This window comes from Pseudomonas sp. OVF7 (assembly GCF_030644265.1).
Lineage (GTDB): Bacteria > Pseudomonadota > Gammaproteobacteria > Pseudomonadales > Pseudomonadaceae > Aquipseudomonas > Aquipseudomonas gorinensis.
Genome location: NZ_CP128996.1, coordinates 5,995,243 through 6,007,906, shown reverse-complemented (window position 1 = coordinate 6,007,906; position 12,664 = coordinate 5,995,243). Strand labels below are relative to the sequence as shown.

General features: G+C 62.1%; 13 protein-coding genes. 1 reads left to right on the top strand and 12 read right to left on the bottom strand.

From position 1 onward, the window contains the following. Nucleotides 1-17: 17 nt before the first annotated feature. Entirely contained in the window at nt 18-515 is a 498-nt protein-coding gene (locus QU606_RS27255) for a hypothetical protein (protein WP_024076835.1), read from the top strand. A 7-nt stretch (nt 516-522) separates the two neighbouring features. On the opposite strand, the gene hemN is transcribed toward QU606_RS27255, so the two are convergent. The 12 genes from hemN to QU606_RS27195 all read right to left on the bottom strand — a co-directional run bounded on the left by hemN (nt 523) and on the right by QU606_RS27195 (nt 12,663). Beyond that, nucleotides 523-1,905, bottom strand: a complete 1,383-nt coding sequence (hemN, locus tag QU606_RS27250; protein WP_069076780.1) for an oxygen-independent coproporphyrinogen III oxidase — start codon at nt 1,903-1,905, stop codon at nt 523-525. 103 nt (nt 1,906-2,008) lie between these two features. Then, a complete protein-coding gene (locus tag QU606_RS27245) occupies nt 2,009-2,692 on the bottom strand; it encodes a sulfite exporter TauE/SafE family protein (protein ID WP_024076833.1) in 684 nt (227 codons plus the stop codon). Continuing rightward, nucleotides 2,685-2,903, bottom strand: coding sequence for a cbb3-type cytochrome oxidase assembly protein CcoS (ccoS, locus tag QU606_RS27240; protein ID WP_024076832.1), 219 nt, complete (start codon nt 2,901-2,903; stop codon nt 2,685-2,687). The genes QU606_RS27245 and ccoS overlap by 8 nt, the downstream gene beginning before the upstream one ends. Nucleotides 2,904-2,925: 22 nt before the next feature. Next, nucleotides 2,926-5,376: a heavy metal translocating P-type ATPase gene (locus QU606_RS27235; protein ID WP_069076781.1), complete on the bottom strand. Its 2,451-nt coding sequence runs from the start codon at nt 5,374-5,376 to the stop codon at nt 2,926-2,928. Nucleotides 5,377-5,490: 114 nt separating this feature from the next. Beyond that, nucleotides 5,491-6,030 carry a FixH family protein gene (locus QU606_RS27230; protein WP_102623524.1) on the bottom strand — a complete coding sequence of 180 codons (540 nt, stop codon included), beginning with the start codon at nt 6,028-6,030 and terminating at the stop codon, nt 5,491-5,493. A gap of 32 nt (nt 6,031-6,062) precedes the next feature. Further along, nucleotides 6,063-7,478, bottom strand: coding sequence for a cytochrome c oxidase accessory protein CcoG (ccoG, locus tag QU606_RS27225; RefSeq protein WP_024076829.1), 1,416 nt, complete (start codon nt 7,476-7,478; stop codon nt 6,063-6,065). A 351-nt stretch (nt 7,479-7,829) separates the two neighbouring features. Then, a complete protein-coding gene (gene ccoP / locus QU606_RS27220; RefSeq protein ID WP_024076828.1) occupies nt 7,830-8,807 on the bottom strand; it encodes a cytochrome-c oxidase, cbb3-type subunit III in 978 nt (325 codons plus the stop codon). Beyond that, nucleotides 8,804-8,989: a CcoQ/FixQ family Cbb3-type cytochrome c oxidase assembly chaperone gene (locus QU606_RS27215; RefSeq protein WP_003193169.1), complete on the bottom strand. Its 186-nt coding sequence runs from the start codon at nt 8,987-8,989 to the stop codon at nt 8,804-8,806. Before QU606_RS27215 ends, ccoP (QU606_RS27220) begins: the two co-directional genes overlap by 4 nt. A 6-nt stretch (nt 8,990-8,995) precedes the next feature. After that, a complete protein-coding gene (gene ccoO, locus QU606_RS27210; protein ID WP_304997838.1) occupies nt 8,996-9,604 on the bottom strand; it encodes a cytochrome-c oxidase, cbb3-type subunit II in 609 nt (202 codons plus the stop codon). Further along, nucleotides 9,604-11,046 carry a cytochrome-c oxidase, cbb3-type subunit I gene (gene ccoN, locus QU606_RS27205; RefSeq protein WP_024076827.1) on the bottom strand — a complete coding sequence of 481 codons (1,443 nt, stop codon included), beginning with the start codon at nt 11,044-11,046 and terminating at the stop codon, nt 9,604-9,606. The genes ccoO and ccoN overlap by 1 nt, the downstream gene beginning before the upstream one ends. A gap of 472 nt (nt 11,047-11,518) precedes the next feature. Continuing rightward, nucleotides 11,519-12,466: a cytochrome-c oxidase, cbb3-type subunit III gene (gene ccoP, locus QU606_RS27200; RefSeq protein ID WP_024076826.1), complete on the bottom strand. Its 948-nt coding sequence runs from the start codon at nt 12,464-12,466 to the stop codon at nt 11,519-11,521. Beyond that, nucleotides 12,463-12,663, bottom strand: coding sequence for a cbb3-type cytochrome c oxidase subunit 3 (locus QU606_RS27195; RefSeq protein ID WP_024076825.1), 201 nt, complete (start codon nt 12,661-12,663; stop codon nt 12,463-12,465). The genes ccoP (QU606_RS27200) and QU606_RS27195 overlap by 4 nt, the downstream gene beginning before the upstream one ends. Between the last annotated feature and the right edge of the window lies 1 nt (nt 12,664).

Below are 12,664 nucleotides of genomic sequence, written 5' to 3'. Positions count from 1 at the left end.
GCTCGGAGGCTCGAATCATGATCTCCATTAGTGCGAATATCCCGGTCAATACGGCCTTGATGGATTCGCCGCCGTCGAAAGACCTGGTGGCGGAGACCAAGGCTGCCGCCGCCGCCAAGGCACTCAAGGACGCAACGGCCACGCCGCTGCGGCAAACCAAGGAACCTGAAGGCGTGAAGGTGACCATTTCCGGTGCCGCCTTGCTTGCTGCCAGTGCCGCGAAGAAGTCCAACAGTGATATCGAGGAGAGCGGCCTGCCGGATAACATTCAGCAGGCCCTCAAGATGATCCGCAAGATCAAGGAGCAGATCGCCGAGAAACAGCAGGAACTGCAAGCGGTGATGGCGGACAAGAGCCTTAGCCCGGAAGAGGCGCGGATCAAGATCAGCAATCTGCAAGGGGCGCTGAGCACCCTGCAAGCTAGCCTGGTGACCGCGCAAACGTCCCTGGCCAAGTCGATGAAAGGCTTGAGTGGCCCAGATGCACTCAAGGCCGGTTCCCTGGCAATGGCGTAGGACGGTCTCAGATCACCCGTGAAAATCGATGCCGGTTCTGGTGGTCCAGATAGGCATCGAACACCATGCACACCGAGCGCACCAGCAGGCGTCCGGCCGGCAGCACCCGAATACCCTGGGCGTCGAGCTCGATCAGGCCGTCTTCTGCCATCGCCTCCAGTTGCGGCCAGACTTCGTCGAAGTACCCGCGAAAATCAATGTTGAATGCCTGTTCGATCTGTTCGAAGTCCAGGCTGAAATTGCAGATCAATTGCTGAATCACTTCCCGCCGTAATCGATCGTCCGTGGTACACAACAAGCCACGGCTGGTGGCCAATTGTGCGCCGGCCAGTGCGTTCTGATAGCCGCTGAGGTCGCTGGTGTTCTGGCAATACAGGTCGCCAATCTGGCTGATTGCCGATACCCCGAGCCCGATCAAGTCGCAATGGCCATGGGTGGTATAGCCCTGGAAGTTGCGTTGCAGCGTGCCTTCTTCCTGGGCGATGGCCAGTTCGTCGTCCGGCAGGGCGAAGTGGTCCATGCCGATGTAGCGGTAGCCGGCCTCGGTCAGTTGTTCAATAGTGGTTTGCAGCATCAGTAGCTTTTGCGCCGGTGCGGGCAGGTCGTCGCTGTTGATCCGTCGCTGGGGCATGAAACGCTCCGGCAGGTGTGCGTAGTTGAACACCGACAAGCGGTCCGGTTGCAGCTTGATCACTTCTTCCACGGTGCGTGCGAAGTTGATGGGGGTTTGCTTGGGCAGGCCGTAGATCAGGTCGATATTGATCGAGCGAAACTGCAGGGTGCGCGCCGCGTCGATCACCGCGCGGGTTTCTTCCAGGCTTTGCAGGCGATTGACCGCCCGCTGCACGTCCGGGTCGAGGTCTTGCACGCCGATGCTGACACGGTTGAAGCCCAGTTCGCGCAACAGGCCCATGGTCGCCCAATCGGCCTCACGCGGGTCGATCTCGATGCCGTAGTCGCCGGAATCATCGTCGAGCAGATTGAAGTGTTTGCGCAGGCAGGCCATCACCTGGCGCAGTTCGTCATGGCTGAGAAACGTTGGGGTGCCGCCGCCGAAGTGCAGTTGTTCCACCGATTGCTTGGGGTCGAGATGGCAGGCGACCAATTGGATTTCCTGCTCCAGGCGCTGCAGGTAAGCCTGGGCGCGGCCCCGGTCCTTGGTGATCACCTTGTTACAGGCGCAGTAGTAGCAAATGTTCGCGCAGAATGGCACATGCACATACAGCGATAACGGTCGGACGGCCTTACGGCTGTCGCGCAGGGCGTGGAGCAGGTCGAAGGTACCGACCTGACTGTCGAATTGTACGGCGGTGGGGTAGGACGTGTAGCGCGGCCCCGCCAAGTCGTAGCGGTGAATCAGATTGCTGTCCCAACGAATGGCGTCGAGCATGCGGGCGTTCCCCCGGATAGGCTAGTGGGCCGAGTCTAGGGGCGTGGCTGAAAAGGCATCTTGATTTGCGTCAACGGGGAGCGGCGCTATGCCACATGGCCTTTTAGTGGCCCATTAGCCAGTGCTGATGGGGCCCTGGCAAGGTCCAGATACCGAACAGCATCACCAGCACGCCCCCCGCCACACGCACGCTACGTTTGCGCAATAACGCCGTGACGCGTTCGGCGGCCAGCCCCGTCGCCAGCAGCACTGGCCAGGTGCCGAGGCCGAACGCCAGCATCAGCAGCGCACTGTCCAGCGCATTGCCCTGGCTGGCAGCCCACAGCAGGGTGCTGTAGACCAGGCCGCACGGCAACCAGCCCCACAGCGCGCCCAGCAGCAGGGCGCGGGGCAGGCTGGACACTGGCAGCAAACGGTTCGCGACCGGCTGGATGTAGCGCCACAGGCCGCGCCCAAGGCTTTCGATACGGGTCAGCCCGCTCCACCAGCCGGCCAGGTATAGGCCCATGCAGATCAGCAGCAACCCGGCGAGCACGCGCATGAACATCGCCGCCGGGCTGTTGGCCACGGCCCAACCGGCCAGGCCGATCAACAGGCCCGCCGTGGCATAGCTGAGGATGCGGCCGAGGTTATACGCCAGCAGCAGGCGAAACCTGCGGCTGCGTTGTTCCTTGGGGATCGCCAGGGTCAGCGCGCCCATCAGCCCGCCGCACATGCCCAGGCAATGGCCGCCGCCCAAGAGCCCGAGGATCAAGGCGGAGACCAGCAGCGGCAGGAGTTCAAGCATGGGGAGGGTCTTTGGGTTGGGCCGGCTGTTCGGGGCCGTTGGCCTTGTCAACGGCGGCCAGGTGGTTCGGGTCCTGGTCGTCGAACAGCACGCTGTGGGCCGGGCCGTCGAGGTCGTCGTACTGACCACTGTCCACGGCCCAGAAGAAGATGTAGATGGCGACGCCCACTAACAGCAGCGCCGCTGGAATCATCACGTATAGAGCTGGCATCTGCACTCCATGCCCGCGCGGCTCAAGCCGGCAGCGGGCGATTTACCAAGGGGGCGCTTTTGGCCTGCGCACTCGGCAGGCGAGTCAGGCGCAGGGCGTTGAGCACCACGGTCAACGAACTGAGGGACATGCCGATCGCCGCCCAGATCGGCGTGATCCAGCCGAGGGCGGCAAACGGCAGCATCAGGCCATTGTACAGCCCGGCCCAAAGCAGGTTTTCAATGATGACCCGACGGGTGCGTCGCGCCAAGGTGAAGGCTTGCACCAAGGCATCCAGGCGGTTGGACAGCAATACCGCGTCCGCGCTGGTTTTCGCCAGGTCCGTGGCCGAACCCATGGCCACGCTGATATCGGCGGCGGCGAGTACGGGGACATCATTGACACCGTCACCCAGCATCAACACCTTACGGCCTTGCTGATGCAACTGTTGCAGCACCTGCAGCTTGTCGTCAGGGCGCAGGCCGCCGTGGGCTTCGTCGATGCCCAGTTCGGCGGCCACGCTGGCGACCATCGGTGAACTGTCCCCCGACAGCAGCAGCGTGCGCCAGCCCCGTGCCTTGCACGCAGCCAGCAGGGCCGGCGCGTCGCTGCGCAGGCGGTCATCCAGTACGAACCAGGCGAGGGCGCCGTCGCGGTCGCCCAGCAGCAGCCATTGTCCGGCTTCGTCCGGTGAGGCGGGGATCGGACAACCGCTCAGTGCGCACACGAACCCCGGCTGGCCGATCCGCAGCAGGCGTTCGCCGACGCGACCTTCCAGGCCCAGGCCGGGGGTACTGAGCACTTCGTCAGCGGCCAGGGGGGCACGGCCGAAGGCCCGTGCGATCGGATGTTCAGAGCGATTTTCGAGGGCAGCGGCGAGGCCCAGGCACTGGTCGCTGTCCAGGGCGCCCAGCGGCCGGATCGCGCGCAGCGCCAGGCGCCCTTCGGTGAGGGTGCCGGTCTTGTCGAAAATCACCGTGTCAATCTGGTTCAAGCCTTCCAGCACATGGCCTCGGGTGAGCAACAAGCCGAGTTTGTGCAGGGTGCCGGTGGCGGCAGTCAGGGCGGTTGGCGTGGCCAGCGAGAGGGCGCACGGGCAGGTCGCCACCAGCATCGCCAATACGATCCAGAACGCCCGCGACGAATCCAGCTCCCACCAGAGCAGGCCGATCAGCACGGCAGCGAGCAGTGAGCAGAGCAGGAACCATTGTGCGGCGCGGTCGGCTATCTGCGCCAGGCGCGGTTTGTCGGCCTGGGCCCGTTCCAGCAGGCGCACGATGGCCGACAAGCGCGTGTCATGCCCCAGGGCGCGGACCTCGACCGTCAGTGCGCCTTCGACGTTGAGGGTGCCCGCCGTCACAGCGTCGCCGACCTGGCGCGGCTGCGGCAGGTACTCGCCGGTCAGCAGGGATTCGTCGATGCTGGACTGGCCGTCGAGGATCACCCCATCTGCCGGCAATACCGCGCCGGGGTGCACCAACACGCGGTCGCCCAACGCCAGTTCGCTGAGCAGGATACGTTCGCTCTGCCCATCACTTTTCATGCGCAGGCATGAGGCGGGCAGCAGGTTGACCAATTGCGCGGTCGCCGCCGCCGTGCGTTCCCGGGCACGCCGCTCCAGGTAACGCCCGGCCAGCAGGAACAGGGCGAACATGCCCACCGCGTCGAAATACAATTCGCCGACCCCGGTGATCGAGGTCCAGATGCCGGCCAGGTACGCGCCGCCAATCGCCAGGGACACCGACACATCCATGGTCAGGTGGCGGGTGCGCAAGTCGCGCATGGCGCCCTTGAAAAACGGTGCGCAGCTGTAGAACACGATGGGGGTCGTGAGAAACATCGCGACCCAGCGCAGGATCACGTGCAACTCCGGGCTCAGGTCGATATTGAATTCCGGCCAGGTGGCCATGGTTGCCATCATCGCCTGGAACCACAGCAGTCCGGCGACCCCCAGTTGGCGCAGGGCCCGCCGGTTTTCGCCGGCCAGTTGTTCGGCGGCGCGGTCCGCCTGGTAAGGGTGGGCGGCGTAGCCGATATGGCGCAACTCACTGAGCAGTTGGCTCAACGGCAATTGCCCGTCGGCCCAACGTACATGCAGGCGATGGTTGGACAGGTTGAGACGCGCCTCGGCCACGGCGGGCAGGCTGCGCAGGTGTTTTTCGATCAGCCAGCCACACGCGGCGCAACTGATGCCTTCCATCAACAGGGTGGCTTCGGCAAGGTCGCCTTCGTGGCGTACGAAGGGTTTTTGCACGTCGGCGCGGTCGTACAGTGCCAGTTCGTCCACCAGTTGCACCGGCAGGGCCTCGGGGTTGGCCGAGGCTTCGCTGCGGTGCTGGTAATAGCTTTCCAGCCCGCCGGCCACGATTGCCTCGGCCACCGCCTGGCAACCCGGGCAGCACAGCTCGCGGCGCTCGCCGAGGATCTCGGCGGTGAACCGGCTGCCGGGTGGCACGGGCAGGGCGCAGTGGTAGCAGGGAGTGGGGCTGGTCATGGCGTGAGATCTTGGGTGGCAGGGAGGGCCTCATCGCGGGCAGGCCCGCGCCCACAGGGGCGCTCGTTCCTGAGGTGTGAGCGGGCTTGCTCGCGATGCGCGAAGCGCAGGCGTTTACTTCTTCAGGTCTTCAGCACCTTGCAACGGCTCATCACCCAACAGCAAGTCCTTGTCGTGGCTGACCTGTTCTTCTTCGAACAGGCGCCAGGTCCGGTCACCTTCCACACCGAGCAGTTCCACGAAACGGCGGCCTTCGACCTTGTCGGTGACCTGGCCGATATAGCGTCCGGGTTCGCTGGCGCTGCGGGTCAGGTTGATCTTGCGATCCTTCTCCGGCTGGGTCGGGGAGATCAGGTTCAGTTCCAGGGTCGCCGGGCCGCTGTTGCCGGTCAGATATACCTCGACTTCGCCGGTCAGTTCGTCCAGGTGCACCTTGGCGCGCAGTTGCAGGGTCTGGGCCAGTAGTTCGCGGTCCAGGGAGCGGTTGATGCCTTTGCCGGCCTCGTAGTAGTTGTCGTTGACCAGGTTGTCCGGGTTCTTGACTGCGATGGTCACCATGGACAAGGTCAAGGTCACCGAGCAGGCCAGGATCCCAATGATGATCCAGGGCCAGAGGTGCTTGTACCAAGGGCTTGTGGCAGTAGCTGCGGGCATTGTTCTGCTCTCTGGTTAACGAAGTAGTGTGGTTAACGAACCTGAGGGCCGATGAAACGGCTCTTGGCTTCAATATGCACGTTGGCGTCATCGGCATCCTTGAGGATGAAGGTCACCTCATTGGTGCTCGACGGTAACTGCTCCGGTGCGCTCGACAGTTCGACCGGCATGCTGACGATATCGCCGGCGGCCACCTTGATTTCGCGTCGGCCTTGCAGCTTGAGGTCCGGCAGGCCGGCGGCGTCGAGCACGTAGGTGTGGTCGCGCTGGTCCTTGTTCATGATCTTCAGGCTGTAGACGTTTTCGATCCGGCCTTCGGCGTTTTCGCGGTAGAGCACGCGGTCCTTGCTGACGTCGAAACCTACCAGCGAACGCATGAAGAATGCCGTGGCCAACAGGCTCATCATCGCCAGCAGCACCAGCGCATAGCCGATCAGGCGCGGGCGCAGTTTGTGGGTCTTCTGCCCGGACAGGTTGTGCTCGGTGGTGTAGCTGATCAGGCCGCGCGGGTAGTCCATCTTGTCCATGATGTTGTCGCAGGCGTCGATGCACGCAGCACAGCCGATGCATTCGATTTGCAGGCCATCGCGGATGTCGATACCGGTGGGGCAGACTTGCACGCACATCGTGCAGTCGATGCAATCGCCCAGGCCCTGGGCCTTGTAGTCGGCACCCTTTTTACGCGGGCCACGCACTTCGCCACGGCGTGGGTCGTAGGAGACGATCAGGGTGTCTTTGTCGAACATCACGCTCTGGAACCGCGCGTACGGGCACATATAGATGCACACCTGCTCGCGCAGCCAGCCGGCGTTGCCATAGGTGGCGAGGGTGAAGAAACCCACCCAGAAATACGACCAGCCATCGGCCTGGCCGGTGAAGAAGTCGAACACCAGTTCGCGAATCGGCGAGAAGTAACCGACGAAGGTCATACCGGTGACAAAGCCGATCAGCAGCCACAGGGTGTGCTTGCTGAATTTGCGCAGGAACTTGTTGGCCCCCATCGGCGCCTTGTCCAGCTTGATGCGCTGGTTACGGTCGCCTTCGGTGACCTTTTCGCACCACATGAAGATCCACGTCCACACGCTTTGCGGGCAGGTATACCCGCACCATATGCGCCCGGCGTACACGGTGATAAAGAACAGGCCGAACGCCGCAACGATGAGAATGCCCGAGAGGAGGATGAAATCCTGGGGCCAGAAGGTCGCACCAAAAATGAAGAATTTACGCTCCGGAAGGTTCCACCACACGGCCTGGTGCCCCCCCCAATTCAGCCACACGGTGCCGAAGTAGAGGAGGAACAAACCGGCGCCACCGAGCATACGCAAGTTGCGAAACAGGCCGGTGAAGGCACGGGTGTAGATTTTCTCTCGCGATGCGTAGAGATCGACAGGTTGATTCGAGTTTTTGGCAGGCGGGGTAACGTCATGTACCGGTATTTGGTTGCTCATCATTGCATCCCACGGCGGTGGAGATTTGCCTCGGCCAGTACGTGCCAACCGGGGTCAAATGAAGGGTGTTGCAGTGGCGTAATGATACGCCCCCGATGGTACTCCAAGGGTGCGACCTTTGGTCGCGTTGGGGGGAATCAATTGATGGTGTACGTGACCTGGATCAATTGACTTGGGAAGTATGGACGGTTTTTGCGGGGCCAGCCTTCAAAACACCGACGATCCAATGTGGGAGGGGGCTTGCTCCCAATAGCGGAGTGTCAGTCAATAAAGGTCTGACTGATCCACCGCTATCGGGGGCAAGCCCCCTCCCACATTGGTTTTTTCTGTGTTTCTAAATAACGGTCGGTATTACTGCCCTTCAGCCTTTTTATCCCCATGGGACAAGCTGTAAACATACGCCGCGAGCAAGTGCACCTTGTCGTTGCCCTGCAGTTGCTCCTGCGCAGGCATCTGGCCCTGACGGCCCCAACGGATGGTCTGCTGCAGTTGGGCGAAGCTCGAACCGTAGATGAATGCACCCGGGTGGGTCAGGTCGGGTGCGCCCATGGCTGGGGTGCCTTTACCGGCCGGGCCGTGGCAGGCCACGCAGTTGGCGGCGAAGAGTTTCTCGCCGTTGGCCGCGTCGGCTTTCACGCCTTCCGGCAGCTTGCGGCCGTCGAGGTTGGTGATGACGAACGCGGCCACATCGCTGACGCCTTGTTCCTTGAGGATATCCAGCCAGGCCGGCATGACGGCATGGCGACCTTTCATGATGGTTTCCTTGATGGTCGCCGGTTCGCCACCCCAGCGCCAATCGGCGTCGGTCAGGTTGGGGAAACCGTAGGCGCCCTTGGCGTCGGAACCGTGGCACACGGAGCAGTTGGAGGCGAACAGGCGGCCGCCCATCTTCAAGGCTTGCGGGTCCTTGGCCACTTCTTCAATCGGCATCGAGGCGAATTTGGCAAAGATCGGCCCGAACTTGGCGTCCGACTTGGCCATTTCCTTTTCCCATTCATGCACGCCGGTCCAGCCGGTCTGGCCGTTGGCGAACGGGGTTTGCTTGTCGTTGTCGAGGTAGTTGTAGCCCGGCAGCAGGCCTTTCCAATTGCCCAGGCCGGGGTACAGCACCAGGTAGCCAAGGGCGAAGACGATGGTGCCGACGAACAGCATGAACCACCACTTCGGCAGCGGGTTGTCGTACTCCTCGATGCCGTCGAACGAGTGGCCAACGGTTTCGTCCGTTTGCTCGGCGCGCTGGCCCTTGCGGGTCGACAGCAGCAGCCAGGTCAGGGCGAAGATGGTACCCAGACTGAGGACTGTGACGTACAGACTCCAGAACGTAGTCATTCTTTGTTACTCCTAGAAGCTTGCTCGACGTGCTTGATGGCTTCGGGATCATCCGCAAAAGGCAGCATGGTCGCGTCGTCAAACTCCGACTTGCGCCGCGGGCTGAACACCCACAACGCCAGGCCGATAAAGGCCACCATCACCACCACGGTGCCCAGGCCACGAATCATCCCGATATCCATGAAGAATCACCGTTTGCTTTTGATGATGGTGCCAAGGCCTTGCAGGTAGGCCACCAATGCGTCCATTTCGGTCTTGCCCTTCACGGCTGCGGCTGCACCGGCGATGTCGTCGTCGGTGTAGGGCACGCCCAGGGTGCGCAAGACTTCCATCTTCTTCGCGGTGTCCTTGCCGTCGAGCTTGTTTTCCACGAGGAACGGGTACGCCGGCATTTTCGACTCAGGCACCACGTTGCGCGGGTTGTACAAGTGCGCTCGCTGCCAGTCGTCGGAGTAACGCCCGCCGACACGGGCCAGGTCCGGGCCGGTACGCTTGGAACCCCACAGGAACGGATGGTCCCAGACACTTTCACCGGCGACCGAGTAGTGGCCGTAGCGTTCGGTTTCGGCGCGGAACGGTCGGATCATCTGCGAGTGGCAGCCGACACAACCGTTGGCGATGTAGACGTCGCGGCCTTCCAGTTCAAGGGCGGTGCGGGGCTTCATGCCTTCGACCGGCTTGTTGGTCACGTCCTGGAAAAACAGCGGAACGATCTGGGTCAGGCCGCCGATACTCACGGCGATGACCATGAAGAAGGCCAGCAGGCCGATATTCTTCTCGACTACTTCATGCTTCATCAGTGGGCTCCCACAACGACGATCTTGGCGGCGGCTTCGGCTTCTGCAGGGTCGGAAGCACGCACGGTGCGCCAGACGTTGTAGGCCATGAACAGCATGCCGGTGGCAAAGAACGCGCCGCCCAGGGCACGGACGATGTAGCCCGGGTGGCTGGCTTGCAGCGCTTCGACGAAGGAGTAGGTGAGGGTGCCGTCATCGTTGATCGCACGCCACATCAGGCCCTGGGTGATGCCGTTGACCCACATCGAGGCGATGTAGAGCACGGTGCCGATGGTGGCCAGCCAGAAGTGCGTGTTGATCAGCCCGACGCTGTGCATCTGCGCACGGCCGAAGATTTTCGGGATCATGTGGTACAGCGCGCCGATGGAGATCATCGCCACCCAACCCAGGGCGCCGGCGTGTACGTGGCCGATGGTCCAGTCGGTGTAGTGGGAGAGCGAGTTGACGGTCTTGATGGCCATCATCGGCCCTTCGAAGGTCGACATGCCGTAGAACGCCAGCGATACCACCAGGAAGCGTAGGATCGGGTCGGTGCGCAGCTTATGCCAGGCGCCCGACAGGGTCATCATGCCGTTGATCATGCCGCCCCAGCTCGGTGCCAGCAGGATGATCGACATCGCCATGCCCAGGGACTGCGCCCAATCCGGCAACGCGGTGTAGTGCAAGTGGTGCGGGCCGGCCCAGATGTACAGGGTGATCAGCGCCCAGAAGTGCACGATGGACAGGCGATACGAGTAAATAGGACGTTCGGCCTGTTTCGGCACGAAGTAGTACATCATCCCCAGGAAACCGGTGGTGAGGAAGAAACCCACGGCGTTGTGGCCGTACCACCACTGGATCATCGCATCCGTCGCCCCGGCGTAGGCCGAGTAGGACTTGAACAGGCTGACCGGCAGCGACGCGTGGTTGACGATGTGCAGCATCGCCGTCACCAGGATGAAGGCACCGTAGAACCAGTTACCCACATAGATGTGCTTGGTCTTGCGCTTGGTGATGGTGCCGAAGAACACCACCGCGTAGGTCACCCACACGATCGCGAGCAAAATGGCGATGGGCCATTCCAGCTCGGCGTACTCCTTGGTGGTGGTGTAGCCCAGCGGCAACGTGATGCCGGCCCCGACGATCACCGCTTGCCATCCCCAGAAGGTGAACGCGGCGAGGCCATCGGAAATCAGTCGCGTCTGGCAGGTTCGCTGCACGACATAGTAGGAGGTGGCAAACAGGGCACATCCGCCGAAGGCGAAAATCACCAGGTTGGTGTGCAGCGGGCGCAGGCGGCCAAAGGTCGTCCAGGGCAAGCCGAAGTTCAATTCCGGCCAGACCAGTTGCGAGGCGATGAACACCCCGAGCCCCATGCCAAGGATCCCCCAGACCACCGTCATGATGGCGAACTGGCGGACTACCTTATAGTTATAAGCAGTCGGACTGATTGCTGTGCTCATTCTAAGGTTCCACGGTTTAGGTTTTTTTATAGGTAAAAATCGGTCGCAAGTATGGAGAAACCGAGGTGCCATTGCAACGCAAGGGTGACCTGTGTCAATGCGTTCCACGCCAGATTCTGCGCCCTTTCCATGTTTGATGTAAGGACAAAATCCGAAATGGAAAGCTGATCAAATGGACAGGAATTTTATCAGGTCGTGGAGACTTGTTACTGGGTGTGTATGAACACGCTGCCCGGCTGACGAGTGGTCAGTGGCACGACAGCCGGTCGCTGCCAGCCTTTGCGCCTGTCGCCCTGTAGAAATGTTCAACCCAACGAGTGCAAGTCAGCCGTCGACCGGTCAATACCGATCCACTGTGGGGACAAGCGTAGACCCGAATGGCAGGAGGGGAAAGTTGTGCTTTGGAAGGGTGCGACACTTGGTCGCGTAACGGGGTAGGGCTGCCGCCCCAGGGCGGGGCGGCAGTTAACGGTTATTGAGCTTGGCTTTCTGGCTTGGCGCCATCAGCGTTATGGGACAGGCTGTAAACGTAGGCGGCGAGCAGGTGCACCTTGTCATTACCTTGCAGCACTTCCTGGGCCGGCATCTGGCCTTGGCGGCCGTGGCGAATAGTTTGCTGCAACTGCGCCAGGCTGGTGCCGTAGATATAGCCACTTGGCAGGGTCAGGTTGGGCGCGCCCATGGCTTCCATGCCCTGGCCTTGCGGACCGTGGCAGGCAACACAGGTGGTGCTGAACGTGGCTTGGCCGGCGGCCAGGTCGGCAGCGCTGTCGGCCGGCAGTGGCAGCTTGGCCAGTTCATGGCGTACATAGGCGGCGACGTTTTTCACCCCCTCGTCACCCAGCATGTCACCCCAGGCCGGCATCGCCGCATGGCGACCGTTCATGATGGTGGTCTTGATTGCTTCGGCCGAACCGCCCCAGCGCCAGATGTTGTCCGCCAGGTTCGGGAAGCCAAACGCGCCCTTGGCATCCGAGCCGTGGCACACCGCGCAGTTGGACGCGAACAGGCGTCCGCCCATTTTCAGCGCTTGTGGATCTTTTGCGACGGCTTCCACCGGCATGGCCGAGAATTTGGCGAAGATCGGCCCGAACTTGGTGTCGGCCTTAGCCATTTCCTTGTCCCACTCCTTGGCCGATGTCCAGCCGCCTTCATAGCCTGGCAGCACGCCTTTCCAGTTGCCCAGGCCCGGGTAGAGGATCAGGTAGCCGACGGCAAACACCAAGGTGCCGGCGAACAGCATGAACCACCACTGGGGCAGCGGGTTGTCGTATTCCTCAATGCCGTCGAAGGCGTGGCCCATGGTCTGGTCGACACTGCCCTTGGTCTCGCCCTTGCGGGTGCCGAACAACAGCCAGGTCAGGCCGATCAGGCTGCCGAGGGTCAGTACGCAGATCCATGTACTCCAAAAGGTAGTCATGGCCGGTTGCTCCTTGTTACAGGCTCTTCTTGAGCGTCGGATGGAGAGGGTTCGTCGGCAAACGGCAGCAGGCGCGCCTGCTCGAATTCCTCATTGCGCCGGTTGTTGAACACCCACAGCGACAAGCCGATAAACGCGATAGCGACGACCAGCGTGCCGAGGCCGCGGATGGTGCCCGCATCGAATTCAAATCCCATG